11 protein-coding genes are annotated in these 15,990 nt (G+C 67.1%); 5 read left to right on the top strand and 6 right to left on the bottom strand.

Going from position 1 to position 15,990, the window contains the following annotated elements:
* Positions 1–308 precede the first annotated feature (308 nt).
* From EUC46_RS02505 to EUC46_RS13230, 3 genes are all read left to right on the top strand, one after another.
* The gene (locus tag EUC46_RS02505) at positions 309–1,622 is read left to right on the top strand and encodes a nucleotide sugar dehydrogenase (RefSeq protein ID WP_128772627.1); all 1,314 of its coding nucleotides are present in this window, start codon (positions 309–311) and stop codon (positions 1,620–1,622) included.
* A gap of 84 nt (positions 1,623–1,706) precedes the next feature.
* Entirely contained in the window at positions 1,707–3,758 is a 2,052-nt protein-coding gene (locus EUC46_RS02500; protein WP_128772626.1) for a DUF6541 family protein, read from the top strand.
* Between the two features lie 327 nt (positions 3,759–4,085).
* Positions 4,086–6,311: an N-acetylmuramoyl-L-alanine amidase gene (locus EUC46_RS13230; protein ID WP_277750465.1), complete on the top strand. Its 2,226-nt coding sequence runs from the start codon at positions 4,086–4,088 to the stop codon at positions 6,309–6,311.
* A 127-nt stretch (positions 6,312–6,438) separates the two neighbouring features.
* Here EUC46_RS13230 and rfbB read toward each other — a convergent pair whose 3' ends face one another.
* Positions 6,439–7,434, bottom strand: a complete 996-nt coding sequence (gene rfbB / locus EUC46_RS02490; protein ID WP_128772625.1) for a dTDP-glucose 4,6-dehydratase — start codon at positions 7,432–7,434, stop codon at positions 6,439–6,441.
* Between the two features lie 227 nt (positions 7,435–7,661).
* Between rfbB and EUC46_RS02485 the strand changes: the two genes are divergently transcribed.
* The gene (locus EUC46_RS02485; protein ID WP_128772624.1) at positions 7,662–9,596 is read left to right on the top strand and encodes a DUF6541 family protein; all 1,935 of its coding nucleotides are present in this window, start codon (positions 7,662–7,664) and stop codon (positions 9,594–9,596) included.
* A 178-nt stretch (positions 9,597–9,774) separates the two neighbouring features.
* Positions 9,775–10,626, top strand: coding sequence for a glycosyltransferase family 2 protein (locus tag EUC46_RS02480; protein WP_128772623.1), 852 nt, complete (start codon positions 9,775–9,777; stop codon positions 10,624–10,626).
* Positions 10,627–10,718: 92 nt separating this feature from the next.
* On the opposite strand, the gene EUC46_RS02475 is transcribed toward EUC46_RS02480, so the two are convergent.
* Genes EUC46_RS02475 through EUC46_RS02455 form a run of 5 tightly spaced genes read right to left on the bottom strand, consistent with a single transcriptional unit; the run spans position 10,719 to position 15,984 of the window.
* A complete protein-coding gene (locus EUC46_RS02475; RefSeq protein WP_128772622.1) occupies positions 10,719–12,788 on the bottom strand; it encodes a glycoside hydrolase family 99-like domain-containing protein in 2,070 nt (689 codons plus the stop codon).
* A gap of 13 nt (positions 12,789–12,801) precedes the next feature.
* Entirely contained in the window at positions 12,802–13,629 is an 828-nt protein-coding gene (locus EUC46_RS02470; RefSeq protein WP_128772621.1) for a rhamnan synthesis F family protein, read from the bottom strand.
* Positions 13,626–13,868 carry a methyltransferase gene (locus EUC46_RS02465; RefSeq protein WP_128772620.1) on the bottom strand — a complete coding sequence of 81 codons (243 nt, stop codon included), beginning with the start codon at positions 13,866–13,868 and terminating at the stop codon, positions 13,626–13,628. The genes EUC46_RS02470 and EUC46_RS02465 overlap by 4 nt, the downstream gene beginning before the upstream one ends.
* Positions 13,865–15,148 (bottom strand): ABC transporter ATP-binding protein, encoded by a 1,284-nt coding sequence (locus EUC46_RS02460; RefSeq protein ID WP_128772619.1) that lies wholly within the window; start codon positions 15,146–15,148, stop codon positions 13,865–13,867. The genes EUC46_RS02465 and EUC46_RS02460 overlap by 4 nt, the downstream gene beginning before the upstream one ends.
* Positions 15,149–15,150: 2 nt before the next feature.
* On the bottom strand, positions 15,151–15,984 hold the full coding sequence (locus tag EUC46_RS02455) for an ABC transporter permease (protein WP_128772618.1): 834 nt from the start codon (positions 15,982–15,984) through the stop codon (positions 15,151–15,153).
* Positions 15,985–15,990 lie beyond the last annotated feature (6 nt).

The following is a 15,990-nucleotide window of genomic DNA, read 5'->3' as shown; positions in this document are numbered from 1 at the left end:
TAATGACGCCAACTATCCCACAGGCGGGCCGCGGGGAGCACTCCGCGGGAGTGATGCCGGGCCCCGGGCTCAGCGTTCGGGCCCCCGGGCCGCCGGACCCGGTAGCCGGGCCCCGCGACCGCCTCCAGAGGTCGCCGATGACCGCCCTAATGAGACCATCCTCCCTGCGCGCACTTATCGCACCAGTCATCGCGGTCCACTACCCTCATGCCGAGAGCCCGCAGGTCAGGGCCGGCGCCCCCGGCCCCTATTGCCCTAGCGCAGTGCTCCGTGCCGTAACGTCTGCTACAGACTTTGGAGGGACTCCTATGCGCATCGCCGTCGTCGCCCTGGGGAAGATCGGGCTGCCCCTGGCCGTCCAGTACGCCGAGAAGGGCCACGAGGTCATTGGTGTGGACGTCAACCCCGCCACCGTCGAGGCGGTCAATGCCGGCACTGAGCCCTTCCCCGGCGAGGCCCACCTGGCCGACAAGCTCGCCGCCTTGAGCCCGGCCACCGGTAACGGCGCCCTGCGCGCCACCACCGACTACGGTCAGGCGATCCCTGGGGCTGACGCCATTGTCCTGGTGGTGCCGCTCTTCGTTGACGACGCCACCTGGGAGCCGGACTTCACCTGGATGGACGCGGCCACCGCCTCCCTGGCCGAGCACCTGAGCCCCGGCACCCTCATCTCCTATGAGACCACTTTGCCCGTGGGTACCACGCGCGGGCGCTGGAAGCCCATGATCGAGTCGATCTCCGGCCTGAGCGAGGGCGACGGCGAGCGCGGCTTCCACCTGGTCTTCAGCCCCGAGCGCGTCCTGACCGGCCGGGTTTTCGCCGACCTGCGCCGCTACCCCAAGCTGGTGGGCGGGCTCACCGAGGCCGGCACCGCCGCCGGCATTGCCTTCTACGAGCAGGTCCTGGACTTCGACGCCCGTGATGACCTGCCCCGCCCCAACGGCGTGTGGGACATGGGCACCGCCGAGGCCGCCGAGATGGCCAAACTCGCCGAGACCACCTACCGGGACGTCAATATTGGCCTGGCCAACCAGTTCGCCGTCTACGCCGACAAGGCCGGCTTCGACATTCAGCGCGTCATTGAAGCCTGCAACTCCCAGCCCTACTCCCACATTCACACCCCCGGCATTGCCGTGGGCGGCCACTGCATCCCGGTCTACCCGCGCCTGTACCTGTCCACTGATCCTGAGGCCTCCGTGGTGCGCACCGCTCGGAGCTTCAACGCCACCATGCCCCAGTACGTGGTCGACCGCGCCAAGGAGGTCCTGGGCTCCCTGGAGGGCCTGCGCGTGGTGGTCCTGGGCGCCTCCTACCGCGGGCGGGTCAAGGAGACCGCATTCTCCGGCGTCTTCCCCACTGTGGCGGCCCTGCGCGAGGCCGGCGCCGAGGTGAGTGTCCATGACCCCATGTACTCCGACGCCGAACTCATCGCCTTCGGTTGGGCCCCCCACCACCTGGGGGAGGAGGTGGACGCCGCCATTGTCCAGGCCGACCACCCCGAATACCGCAGCCTCACCCCCGCGGACCTGCCCGGCGTGCGCCTCCTGCTGGATGGGCGCCGCGCCACCGATCCCGACCTGTGGACGGGCGTGCCCCGCCTGACCATCGGCGGAGGGAAGTGACCAAGGCGTGAGCGCGTCCTCGCGCGTGCCGCGAGGGGCCACAAGGAACCCTCAGGGGCGCCTGTCGCCGGCGGGAGGCCGGGGATGATGATCCTCGTGGCCGCCGTCTGCTTCACCGCCCTGGTGTGGGCGCCGGGGTCGGTCCTGGGACGCGCGGCGGGGCTGCGGGGCTGGAGCGTCCTGGCGGTGGCCCCCGGCCTCAGCTATGTGCTCGTGGCAGTGACCGCCACCGTCATGGGTGCGCTGGGGTGGCACTGGGGGGCGGTTGGCCCGCCCGTCCTGGCGGTGGTCACGGCCGTGGCGGCAGCCGTGCTGGCCGCGCTCTCCGGAGCGCTTGCGCGGCGCGACCGTCGAGGGCCGGTGGCCTCCGGCAGGGGCGAGCCTAGGCCCCCGTGGGCGCGGGGGCCGGCGACCCTGCCCGTGGCCGGCGCTGTGCTGGTCTGCGCCGTGGCCGCGTGGTGCGCCTTCCACGGGGGGGCGGTTGTGGACCAGTGGCCGGCCCAGACCTTTGATGCCACATTCCATCTCAATGCCGTGGCCGCCATCCGGCAGGGGGGTGATGCCTCACTGCTCGGCGGCCTGCGGGCCCTGTACCAGGGCAACAGCATCTATTACCCCAGCGTCTGGCACGCCCTGGTGGCTCTTCTGCCCGGCGGCGCCGTTCCGGCCACCAATGGGGCGGTGCTGGCCCTGGCGGCCCTGGTCTGGCCGACCTGCCTGGCCGGCATGTTGCTGGGTCTGCGCGGGCTTCTGCCGTCTGGCGAGCGCCTGCGGGGGTGGGCGGTGGCCCTGACCGTCTTGTTAGGGGGCGGGGCGACAGCGTTCGTGGTGCTCACCACCTCCCTGACCGTATGGCCCTACGCCCTGAGCGTGACCGCCCTTCCCGGCGTGCTGCTCCTGGCGCACCGGGTCTCCAGTATGTCCGGCGGGGAGAAGCGGCCCCGCGGCAGCACCGGGGCGTTGGCGATGGCCCTGGCTCTCACGGCGGCAGGGGCGGTCGCAGCCCATGGCGCCGGCGCCTTCAACCTCGGTGTCCTGGGCCTGGCGTGGTTCCCCTTGATGCTCTCAGTGCTGTGGGGTCGTGCGGGGCAGCGGTCGTGGGCTCGTGCCGCCAGGTTCGTTCTCCTCGGCCTGATCGTGCTCGCCGCGGCCGGGACGCTGTGGGTCATGCGTGAATCACTGGCCTCAGTCCTGGGCTACCAGCGTCCCAGTGGCGGCTGGGCGGGCCTGGCCGGGACGCTCGGCCAGGCCCTGGCCGACCTGCCCATGTACGGGGGGGTGTGGAACGCGACGGCCCTCCTAGGGGTCATGGTGGGCGCCTTGACCCTGATGGGCGCCTGGATCGGTTGGCGTACGGGAGCACGACGATGGGTCGGCATGTGGGTGACCGCTCTTGTTCTCACCGTCATGGTTGGCGGCCCCGCCTGGTGGGGGCGCCAGCTCGGTTCACCCTGGTACCTGCAGAAGGCGCGTTTGGCCCCCCTGGTACTGCTTCCCTCCCTGTTTCTCATGTGCCTGGCCTGGTCCCGGCTGCTTCAGCGCTGCCGGCCACGCGCCGAGGACTACAGGACCCTGTGGCGCCCCGTGGCGCTGGGACTCGTGGCACTCCTCATCGCCGGGGGGAGACAGCCGCTGCAGCAGGACCTGGTGGCCAGCGTCTACGACCCTGCACGGATCCAGTACGGCACTGTGCTCACCGCCACCGAGATCAGGTTCTTCCACCAGCTCGCCTCCCAGGTGCCTGAGCAGGCCGTCGTCGTCGGCGCCCCCTCCCGCGGGGCCTCCCTCCTGTGGGCGCTCGAGGGCGTCGAGGTGGTCTATCCGGTGCGCTCCGCACCATGGTCGGGCAGCCCGCAGGAGCGCCTGGCACAGGCCTGGCCCGCATCCGGACAGGAGGACGGGGCCGCGGACCCCGGCGGCGTCGACGCTTCTGTATGGTCTGGAACGTGCGCGTTGCTGGCCGGGCTCGGTGCTGACTACCTCTACACCGATTCCTCACCGGATGCTGAGGGGGCGCTCCACGGTCAACCGCCGCTGCGCTGGGACGCGGCGCTCGCCACTGCGCCCTCTCATGGCGTCGAGTTGGTGGCCCAGGACGGGGACTACGCCCTGTGGCGCATTACCGCCTGCGACTAACTGCCCGCCCTTACCCCTTCCTCCCTCCAACGAAATCCTCACAGCACAACATCCACGGACGTTGTGCTGTGAGGATTTCGTTGGAGGGAAGGAGAGAAAGGGGCGGGTGCCAGGGGACGGGTCCGGCATATGGTTGCCGGTGACACCACCATGACCTCATCCCAGGAGTGAGGACGGCACGGCCGACTCGGGCCCAGAGCTGCATGAGGCGTTTTTCACCATCCGCGTCACTGAGGGGGCGGTGGGGCGGTATGATGACACAACTCCCCTCAAGCCTCATGAGCCTCACACGCCCCAGGTGATGGGTTCATTGGATGGAAGGCTGTCATGCCCGCTTCCCGGTTTCTGAGTTCCGTCGTCGTTTGCGCGCTGTTCACCCTCGGCCTGGTCCCCATAGCCACGGCGACGGCGGACGACGCCACCACAACACCAGCACCCGTGCAGATCCTCCCCTTGACGACCTCCACGGGGGAGGTCACCGAAGCCGGAGAGGCGGGCCTTGACGGGACTGCGGCTAGCGCACCCCACGAGACCAGTCCGGCTGCGGAGGACGATGCGGCCTCAGAAGGCTCAGAAGGCGAGGGCGCCGAGAAGGCCGACCCCGCTGCGGAGAGTGACACCGATTCAGATTCACAGGGCGAGGCCGCCGAGGAGACCAGTCCCGCTGCGGAAGCCGAGCCCGCCTCGGCGGACTCCGGTGCGATGGTGGTGCCCGCTGTCGGTGGCGCCCCGGCGGACTCCAGTGCGGACCCGCTCGCGGATGCCGTGGTCCTGACCGACCCCCTCGTGGTCGATGATTTCCTCGTGGCCGGCTTCCGCTGGAGCGGAACCGACACTCTCCCCGAGGGGCTGTCAATATACCTGCGCGTGCGTGAGGATGGCTCATGGACGCCCTGGTACGAGGGCGCGGACAGCGGGGCGGGCAAGGACACTGGTGGTGTTGCCGGCACTGAGGAGTTCATCACCGGCGGCGCCGACGCGGTCCAGGTCAGCATTGTCGGGGATCGGGCGGACCTGCCTGCGGATCTCGCCCTGGCAATGGTGCCTGCCGATCCTTCCGGCGAGGAGACCCTTGAGGTCAGTGACCTGGAGACGACGCAGGCGGAGCCCACACAGGTCGCCACCCCTGACGCGGCGCATGAGGAAACCGCCCCGGACCCGGCGCAGGAGGCGAGCCCCGGCCCGACGGCGCAGGAGGCGAGCTTCACAACCCCGCTGACCACCACGGCGCCCGCGGCCCTGCCCGCTGTTGAGACGGCAGCCGCAACAGCGGGCGTGCAGGCAGCCAACGTTGACGCTGAGGTCGGCCAGGCAGTGCAGCCGGCTATAGTCGCGGCCACGACGACGGCGGGCTCCCTGCCCGTTCCCGTGCACACCCGGGCCGAGTGGGGGGCCAACCCTTCCTACATGACGTGGAGCCCCGAGTATGTGTCGGCCGGCCACGTGGTGGTCCATCACACGGCGGGGACCAACAATTACACCGCCGGACAGTCGGCCTCGATTGTGCGCGGCATCTACTACTACCACGCGGTGACCCTGGACTGGGGCGACATTGGCTACAACTTCCTGGTCGACAAGTACGGGCAGGTCTTCGAGGGGCGCTCGGGGACTCTGAGCGCCGCTCCCGGCACCATGGTCATTGGAGCTCACGCCCGCGGTGTCAACACTGGCTCCATGGGTATCTCCATGATGGGCGACTACTCCTCGGTGTCCCCCACGAGCGTGACTCTGGACCGGGTCGGCAAGCTCGCCGGGTGGTTCCTGGGGCGAGGCGGCTACATGAACGTCAATGAGGTCGCAGGTATTCTGGTGCGCACGACTGAGAAGTACCAGGCGGGTACTGTGCTCCAGTTGCCGAGGATCTTCGGGCACCGGGATTCGGGTGCCACCTCCTGCCCCGGTAATGTCGGCTACTCCCTGCTCGGGACCATCCGCAGCATTGCGCAAAAACAGGCTCAGATCTCGGGGCGCTCCGCCACCGCCGTCGGTTGGGTGAACGGCGGCGGATCATGGTTCCACTACGCCTCCCCAGGGGTCTTGACTCTGGGATGGCTCAAGGACGGGTCACGGTGGTACTACCTGGACCCCGGTTCCGGGGCCATGGCGACCGGCTGGGCGTACATCAACTCGAAGTGGTACTACTTCGACCGGGGCTCCGGCGCCATGGCGACTGGCTGGATCTACGTGGGCTCGTCGTGGTACTACCTCAACCCCGGTAATGGGGCCATGGCGACCGGGTGGCTCAAACTGGGCTCCTCCTGGTATTACCTGACCCCCCAAACTGGCGCCATGGCGCGTGGTTGGGCGTACATCAACTCGAAGTGGTACTACTTCGACCGGGGCTCCGGCGCCATGGCGACTGGCTGGATCTACGTGGGCTCGTCGTGGTACTACCTCAACCCCGGTAATGGGGCCATGGCGACCGGGTGGCTCAAACTGGGCTCCTCCTGGTATTACCTGGTTCCCCAAACTGGCGCCATGGCAACGGGCTGGGCCTATATCAACTCGAAGTGGTACCACCTGAACCCGCGTACCGGCGTCCTGGACAACTGAGAGGCGCCCCGCCCCTTGTGACGTTCACCAACCGGCGGGGAGGCTATCGCCACAAGGGGCAGGGCCGAGGGGTCGGGCAATGGCGCGAGCGCGTCAGGGCATCACCTGAGCTTTAGAGGCTTTGGGCCTACTGCCCCTGGGCGGCGTACTTGGCCTCGACCTCGGCCTTGAGCGGACGCCACCAGGCCTCGTTGTCCCTGTACCAGTCAATGGTGGCCTGCAGACCGGAGCGGAAGTCAGTGAATTCGGGGGCCCAACCCAATTCCTCAACCAGCTTGGAGTTGTCAATGGCGTAGCGCATGTCATGGCCGGGGCGGTCCGCAACGTGCTCGTAGTCGTCCGGGTCGTGGCCCATGAGCTCAAGGATGAGCTCGACGACCTCTTTATTGTTCTTCTCACCGTCGGCGCCAATAAGATAAGTCTCTCCAATGCGACCTTTCTCAATGATGTCCCACACGGCATTGTTGTGATCCAGGACATGAATCCAGTCGCGCACGTTCTCCCCGGCACCGTAGAGCTTGGGCCGCACACCATCAATGAGGTTGGTGATCTGACGGGGGATGAACTTCTCAATGTGCTGGTAGGGGCCGTAGTTGTTCGAGCAGTTGGAGATGGTGGCCTCCACACCGAAAGAGCGGACCCAGGCGCGCACGAGGAGGTCGGAGCCGGCCTTGGAGGAGGAGTAGGGGGAGGAGGGGTTGTAGGGGGTGGTCGGCTCGAACTTGGCGGGGTCGTCCAGCTCCAGATCCCCGTAGACCTCGTCGGTGGAGATGTGATGGAAGCGCACCTTGTGCCGGCGCACCGCCTCCAGGAGGGTGAACGTGCCCACCAGATTGGTGCGGATGAAGGGCGAGGGATCGCGCAGGGAGTTGTCGTTGTGGGACTCGGCGGCGAAGTGGACGACGACGTCGGCGTCAGCCACGAGCGGGTCGACGGTGTCGGGCTCGGCGATGTCTCCGACCACGACGGTGACGCGCCCAGCCAGGTCCGCCAAGGAACCCTTGTTGCCGGCGTAGGTGAGCTTGTCCAGGACCGTCACCGAGGCGCCCGGGTGGCGCTGGAGGGTCTGGTGGACGAAGTTGGCGCCAATAAAGCCGGCGCCGCCGGTGATGAGGACGTTCATGTTCGGGCTCTCCCTGGGGTTGCTAAGGCGTCACGACGCCGCTGTTCCGCCTCCCATCATGTCACAATGGTCCTGGCCGGAACTGGGTGCAGGACCACTGCCAGGGTGGGCGCCTACCGGTTCTGCCGGTAATGTCGTCCTTTACGCGCGCATCACGGTGTACCCAATTCCCCACGTGCTGCGAGGCGGTGCGTGAGACGGTCTTCCCCATTCCCGAAGGAGGATGGATGACAATCTGGCTGGGTTTCATCGTCATCTCCTTGACTCTTGCCGTGGTGACCATCCTGCCCGGTGCTCTCCTCCTGTCCAGGTCCAGGCTTGAGCCGGTCGCAGTTCTCGCCACCGCCCCGGCGGTGTCCATCCTCATGGTGAGTGCCGCATGCCTCGTGCTCGCCTTCGCCGATGTCCCTTGGAACACCCCTGTACAGGCGGTTGTTCTCGCTGCGCCATGCCTCCTGCTCATCGGCAGGCGGCCCGCACGATCACCGGAATCACTCCCTGAGGGGGAAGACAGCCTCACCCAGTTCACCCCGGGGCCGGGTGTTCTCGGGACTGCTGGGCGCGCGGCTCTGGCGGCCGTTCCCGCAACAGTCCTCCAGCTCGTGCTCTGCCTCCCGATCATGGGCAGCCCTGGAGCGATCCTGCAGAACCATGACGCCATCCTCCACCTCAACCTCATTGAAACAATCCACCGCAGCGGCAATGCGTCAATGCTCTCCGCCGCCAGGAGCATTAACGGCGGCTTCTACCCGGACGCCTTTCACGCCGTCGCCGTCATCCTGAGGCCCTTCGTCAGCGCCCCGGTCATCCTTAATGCGGGCGTCATAGCGATAGGGGCCATGCTTACGCCTTTTGTGCTCGTCCTGCTGGCCCGCTCGGTGGGATTGCGCTGGTGGGCGTGCGCACTCGCCCCACTCCTGGGGATGTCAACAATGTGGATGCCGGGCTTCATGCTCTTCTTCAACGCCCAAGTGCCGGCGGGCCTCGCCGTTGCCGTCATGATCGGCGCCCTGGCGAGCCTGACGGCCACGATCCGCGCGGGCCGCACCTCACTGCCGGCGACGGCGGCCCTGTCTGCCGTGCTCATTGCGGGAGCCGGCGTGGCCCACCCCGGTGGCGCCCAGTGCCTGCTGGTCATTGTGTGCCTCGGGGGCGCGATGATGGTCGGGGGCGGAATGGGCCCCTCGGGGCGCCCGGCCCCCATCGCCCCCCTCGAACGCGCCCTCCTGGCGGCCCTGTGCCTCCTGCCCGTGGCCCTCATGCCCCTGGTCCCAATCCTGCGAGTCATGGCCGGGTTCCCCGACGAGACCCTGTCGGTGCCCGACACCCTGGCCAAAGCGATCCTCCTGAGCCCTTTGTCGGGCTACGGCGGGGCGCTGGACTACCTGCCCGTGGTCCTGGCGGCCGCCGTGGGGGCGTTGTGCCTGCTGGTCACGCGACGCTGGGAGCCCGTGGCGGCGTGGGCGGCCGTAGCCCTTCTCGTTGTCAGCACGGCCTCAACCGACCCGGGCATTGGCGCCCTGACTGGGGGCTGGTGGCGTGACCCCCTGAGGCTGGTTGGCATGCTCGCCCTACTCGACGGCGTCTTAGCGGCGGCGGCCTGCGACGCCCTGGCGGGGACGATACCGCAGGCTCTCCGAGGAGGCTGGGCGGCTCGTGCGCGGGTGATCGGGGCCGGGGCACTGACCCTGGTGCTCTGCGCGTCCGCGCTGGGCACCACCGTGGAGACCAGGCAGTGGACCGTCTACAGCTTCCAGGTCTTCCTCCACACCGAATGGATTAGTGCCGAGGAGATGGAGCAGATGGTCGGCGAGGACGCTACTGTATTCGACGGCGCCGTTGTGTTCGGGGTCCCGGATTCGGGGGTGAGCTATGTCGGTGTCCTCACGCAGGGGCAGTCCTTCTACCGTCAGCGCTCGCGCCCGGTGGGGGAGTACGGCATCTACCTGGCCCACAACTTCAATGAGATCCTGACCGACCCCGAGGTGTGCGTCATCATTAACGACCAGGGTGGCACTCCCTTGTACTACGTCGATGAGAGCTTGCCCGACAGCGCCTACGATGACTATCCCGGGTTCCGTGACGTTGACACCTCTGTCGGTTTTGTGAAGGTCGCAGAGCTCGGGCCGGCGACGGTTTGGCGGATCACCGCCTGCGACTGAGGTCATGCGCTTACAAGAGGCTTATAAGGAGAACTGTGCGATTCCCATGTCCGCTACCATGCGATGGCGCGCGACGGGCTGCCCCGGCCTCATAGGGCTCCCGGACCGGTGGGCCTGACAGGATGGAGGACGGACCGTGTACGTGATCGCCGTCGTGGTTACCTACCAGCCGGGTGACATGACGCAGTTACTCAGAACACTGACGACGCAGTGCACCAGGGTCATTGTGGTTGACAACGGCTCGCGGCCGGCGGGCCTGGAGCGGCTGCGCCAGGTCTGCGAGCAGACGGGGGCCGGGCTTGTCGAGCTCGGCGACAACCGCGGGATCGCGGCCGCGCAGAACCGGGGGATTGCGCTGGCCCGCAGCCAGGGCGCGGAGTGCGTACTGCTCTCGGATCAGGACTCCAGCCCCGCACCGGGGATGGTCGATCAGCTGGCGGCCGCGCTCAAGGAGGACGACTCGATTGCCGCGGTAGGACCACTGCCCGTTGATGACAGTGGCACGGGCGATGAACTTGTTTATGTTGACCGCGGGTGGAGCCCCAAGAGGGCGACGCCCGCCGAGCTGACGCGCCTGCGGCTCGACGTCCCCTTCCTCATCGCCTCCGGCTGCCTCATCCGCCTGGCGGCGCTCGACGACGTCGGCGCCATGCGCGAGGACCTGTTCATTGACCATGTCGACCTGGAATGGGGGGTCCGCGCCCGGAATCGGGGGTGGCGCATTGTCGCCGTCCCGGGGGCGCGGCTCCACCACAGTCTGGGTGATAAGACGGTCAAGCTCCCCGGACGGCGCCAACCCGTCCACCTTCATGCGCCGGTGAGGAACTACTACCTCATGCGCAACACCATTGCTTTGGTCAAGTGGACAGGCTTCCCCCCACGATGGCGGGTGAGGTACGCCTACTGGGCACTCAAGTACGGGGTGTTCAACGCCCTGTGCGCCGACCACCGCGCAGAGCGCGCCAGAATGCTTCAGCGAGGACTTGTGGACGGACTGCGGGGACGACTCGGGCGCTTTGACCGGTCATAGCGACCGGTCGACATCCGCCTCACCACAGGACGGCCGGCGAACGGCCGCCGACCGCCATGGTGGCGGTGGACGGCCGGAGGGCGCCGGGCCCCTCAGCTCCAGGCCACATTGCGGACCGCCTGGAGGTAGGTCCGCCCGAAGCGGGTGGTGGGCTCCAGCACAGCCCCCTCAGCCCATTCGTTCCAGGCATTAATGAACACCAGGCGCTCCTGGGGGGCGCGGTCGGTGACCGCCCGGACCAGGCCGGTGAGCCAACGGTGGAAGGTGTAGGGGTTCGAGCCGTACCAGGCGTCCGCCCGCCACTGCCGGCGCGCGGTGTTGTCAAAGGTGACCATGGCTCCCGGGTACTCGTTATCAGGGAGCCGGGAGGCAGCGCGCAGCGAGGCCTTGGCAATGGCCTGGTAGCTCATAAAGTTGCCGCGCCAGCGGCGGTCCAGGCGCACGCGGGTGGTCGGCCCACTGATCCACGGCAGGTTGTGCGGGGGGAACTGCAGCTGTCCGTCAATGCCCAGGGAGGTGGTCTCCTGCCCCAGGCCGTCGAACTCCTGGGCGACCGAAACGGCGAGGACCTTCAGTTCGCCGACGCCGGCGGCGCGGGCGCGCTCGCGCCAGACCGAGACCACATCGGCGAAGTTGTCCATCTGGGCGGGGCGGTAGACAGCCAGAATCGCCTTGCCGTCCACGCGGAGGTAGCGCGGGTCGAGCAGGAACTCCATAACGTCGTCAATGAAGTCCTCCGCGGGGACCTTGGAGTAGTCCTGCCCCACGAGGACGTCCTCGGAGCGGCCGTCCCAGCGCCGGGTCCAGTTCTCATTGGCCCACATGAGGCAGAAGGGCATGGGCATGTCATGGGCACTGGAAGCGTGGAGCCGCTCAATGGGCACGTGAAGGAGCCGTTCACCGGAGAACCAGTAGTAGTAGTACATGAAGGCGCTAATACCGTGCTCCTGGGCGAGCGCCGCTTGGCGGCGACGGGGCTCGTCCTGCGCCAGGTCGTAGTAGCCCAACTCGGTGGGCTGTTTGGGCTGGTAGTGGCCCTGCCAGGCCGGTACAGCGGCGCTGACATTGAACCACTCGGTAAAGCCCTTACCCCACCACCGGTTGTTCTGGGGGCACTCATGGAACTGCGGCAGGTAGAACGGCACAATGGTGGCCGCCGGAGTGCGGGGGGCCTCCGGGGCGAACCGGGTGTAACCGCGGGGATCCCAGCCGGCCTCACGCAGTGAGACCACGTGGTCGGGCTCGGCGGTGCGCAGCGCCGCCTCATGAGTGAGAATGCCAATGATGCGCTCTAGGGCATGGGCGGTGGTTCCGTCAACCTGGCCGGCTTCCTCGTCGAAATCCTCGGCCTGGAGGTTGAGGGCGCGTAGTCCTTGGAGGACGAAGGCCCGGGCCCAGTACATGGAGCCTGAGGCGAAGCGCAGGGAGCGCGACTCGACCCGCATCTCGAGGCGGCGTAGGAGCTGAGTGACGATCCGTTTGTCCCCGCCCCAGAACTCAGGGCCGACGATCGCGTCGGTGGCGGTGAGCACGCCCAGGGAGCTGTCGGTGGCGAAGGCGTTGAGGTTCGCCTCCACCGTCTCGCGGGAGCCCACCAGGTCGGTGAGGAACTGGTCCTTCCAGGACTCGCCGTCGCCGGAGAGCTCGGGGTGGTCCTGACGCCAGGCGCTGCACTTGGTGTGGAGCTTGAGCACCATCTCATAGGGGTCCAGGGCACCGGAGTTGACCAGCTGAATAAGGGGGAAGATGTCGCGGCCGTGGTTGTCCACCTCGACGACGACCCCGTGCCTCATGTGCTCCAGATCCGTGGGGACGGTAATCGCAGCGGGGGAGGCGTTGGTAATGAACAGGTCGAAGTCGACGGGGACATTGTGCAAGTGGGCCAAGAGCTCGGGCAGCAGCTCGGCGTAGTAGCAGTGGATGACGACGGCCACCCGCGCGGGGCCAGTGATCTCGAACTGCGGGTCAATGCGCCAGTGATCGGGGAAGCCCGAGCTCTGCCGACCGCCTTGGCGGGCGACGAAGCCGGCGAAGTCAGCGGGGTGCTTGACGACATCGCCGTGGATGTTTCCCGTGGAGATCAGGTTCGCCGCTGCAATCCGGGCGCGGGCGGCGAAGTACTGCGCACGCCGCTGAAGACCCCAGGTGGTCGGTGCTGGCATAGGTGGTCCTTTCTCACCACGAGGTGACGTCGACGCCGTAGCGGTGTTGGATGTAGGGCACGGCTTCGGCGGCCAGGTCTACGGTCGACGGGTGGGTCACGATGGTTCGCTTCAGAAACGGGACCCCGGAGTCCAATAGACCCTTCCATCCGCCGATCGTCGGGTTCTCGAAGGGGAGACCAATGTCCGCCCCAGTGACCCACTCCTGGGAGGAGTAGGCCTCGGAGAAGCACATCCGCGACAGGCCCAACTCGTAGCGCAGCACAACGGCGTCCTTATTGGCCTCCACGCGCACGCCATTGAAGAAGTCCATCCAGGTGCGGTCCTGGAGGATGCCTCCGCGGAATGCCAGGAAGTAACTCTGAAGGTGGTAGATGAACTGGAGAGAGGAGGTCAGCGCCCGGATGTCCGGGCCGTCCTGCGCCGCCCAGTCGAGCAGGTGGTCAATCGGGGCCAGGGGGCCCACGAGTGAGTCATTGGTCAACAGGACCACTGGTGCGCGGCGAATAGCCGGGATGACGCCCAGGGCGGTGGCCCAGGAGCCGAAATCGTACCCACGATTGGGGCGCCGCATAATCACGGTCGTTTCGGGGAGGCCGTGAGGGAACTGAAGCGGCCCGGGGGACTCGCAGGTCGAGACCAGGACGGTGGCATAGCCATTGGAGTCCAAGGCGGTCAGGTACTCCGACAAGGAGCGTGACTGGAGGGGATCGGCCGAGTACTGGGCGACGACGGCAATGCGCTCCCGGTTCCGCAATTGCGCGGCGCTTCCGCGCTCACAGGTGACCTGCCCGCGCGTGACCTGCCAGACGTACGGTCCCAGGGCGCGCCCACGCCTCATCGACCGAGCCCTGTCTGGATGAACCGCTTGGCCTGGCGCACGCCCCTGGTGGCCTGCCAGGACACTGAGCGGCGCAGGGCGGTCAGCTGCTCCCAGGAGCGGCGCAACTGACGGATGGCGACCTCCAGGTCATGCTCCAACTGCTCGTTGCGACGACTCAGAACCGCGACCTCGTAGCGGGAGGAGTGCAGCGCCGCACGAAGCCTGCGAATCTCCTCACTGTATTCGTCCTCTGTCATGATCCCTCCACGTTCTGGTCCAAGGCCGGAACCCCTGCGGATGCGCTCCAGCGGCCACCTGGGAGCAGGAAGAGCCCGGGCTCCTCCATGACCTTGTCGGAACGAATCATTAGCGTTGTCCGCCGGTCGGAGTAGTCGTAGGTTTCTCCCGCACTCATGAAGCATGTGGTGAGCCGCAAACGCCCTGGCTCGAAGAGTACCGGTTCCATGCGGTAATCGATGTAGGTGTCCTCGCCGGCGCGTAGGGAGTACAGGGTTCCGGCGCAGCGGGAATTGGGGCCGGCCAGCGACGCCCCCTGGTCGGTGACGAACGCCAGGCCAAGTTCGACCTCGGTCAGGTCGGTGTAGGCGTGGACGTGGATGCGGAGCGTGGCGGCCTCCCCGGTGATGAGAAAGGGTGTTGGCCGGCCGTTGGCGTCCAGGACCTCAACCCCGGTCATACGGCAGGCCCCGGTCCCCTGGTTCTCCCGGTAGGCGTCGTCGGTGGCCTGCCCGTCGGCGGCCCGGTGCTCGGCCTCCTTCGCATTGACCGCGGCGAGGTAGGCGGAGATGGTTTTGTCGGCCGGGCCAACGGCACGGACCTTGCCGTGGTCGAGCCAGACCACCTCGTCGCACATTTCCTGGGCAATGGATAGGGAGTGGGTCACCAGGGCGATGGTGGTTCCCTCGTCGCGCAGCCGGCGCATGTAGTCGAAGCACTTGCGCTGGAACTCCTCATCGCCTACGGCAATGATCTCGTCAACAATGAGGATCCGCGGCTGGATGGCCACCGCGACGGCGAAGCCGAGCCGCACTGTCATACCAGAGGAGTAGACCTTCACCGGCTGGTCGATGAACTCGCCAATGTCGGCGAAGTCAATGATCCACTCCAGGGTGTCCTGAATCTGCTTCTTAGTCCGCCCCAGAATCGCCCCATTGAGGAATATGTTCTCCCGACCGGTGAGTTCGCCGTGGAACCCGGCGCCCAACTCCAGGAGGGCATCAACCTTCTCGGCAACCTTAATGGTTCCCGAAGAGGGCCGGTAGACGCCCGCGAGCATCTTGAGCATGGTGGACTTCCCCGAGCCATTGTGGCCAATGAGGCCGAAGGTGGAGCCCCGGCGCACGGAGAAGGAGACGTCGTTGAGCGCATGGAACCGCTCACGGCGAGCCTTCGCCTTGCCCCGGACGAAGCGCTCCTTGAACGTGTCTCGACGATCGGATTGCATCTCGAAGGTCTTCGAGACGTTGCTGACAACGATTGCTGCATCCTCGGCGACAGCGAGGTTTCCTGCACCCATGCTCAAATCCTCTCTCCCAGGTCGGCCCCCCAGCGGCGGTGCGCCCAGGTGGCGCAGGCCGTGGCCGCTAGGGCCCAGCCGGCGCAGGCCGCCCAGGCGGTCCAGGTGCCAGTTTCACCGCCGTAAGTGATCGTGCGGAAAAGGTCAATGAACTCAGCAATGGGCATGTGGGCGACTATGAACTGGACGGGAAGCCCCCATAAGATCTCGGGCACAATGGCGACCGAGTAGATAATGGGGGTGGCGTAGAACATGAGTTGGAGGATGACCCCGACGAGTTGGGCGAGGTCGCGCACGTAGACATTCCATACCGCCAGGACGACGGCGACCGCCTGAACGAAGACGGCCAAAATAACCAGGAAGACGGGCAGCAGGAGCCAGGACCAGGCGGCGTGCCGCAATAGGGCCAGAACCACGAGCAGCAGAGCGCCCTCAATGGCGGACTGCGTTCCTACCGCCAGCCCGGCGCCCAGGACCGGGGCGTAGGACGGGAAGTACACCTTCTGGAGTAGGCCGCCAGTGGACAGTAGGCCGTTAATGCCGGCGTTGATGGAGTTCTGGAAGTAGCCCCAGATGGCCAACCCGGCGAAGAGCCACACGGCGAACAAGGAGATGCCCGCGTGCCGGTCGGTGACGCCGGGCACCTGCATCTTGAACAACCCACCGAAAATGAGGGTGTAGATGCCCAGTGTCGCCAGTGGCACCACGAGCGACCACAGCCACCCCAGGAGCGTGCCGTTGAACTTCGCCTTCAGGTCGCGTTGGCCGAAGGCGTTAATGAGGGCCCACTGCTGCATGAGCGGTAGAGGCGTGCGTATGTCTGTCTTCTGGGTCATGCCTTC

Origin of the sequence: Actinomyces oricola (assembly GCF_004104015.1) — a bacterium.
Taxonomy (GTDB): domain Bacteria; phylum Actinomycetota; class Actinomycetes; order Actinomycetales; family Actinomycetaceae; genus Actinomyces; species Actinomyces oricola.
Note: the sequence above shows the minus strand (reverse complement) of the source record. Positions and strands in the feature narration are given on the sequence as shown.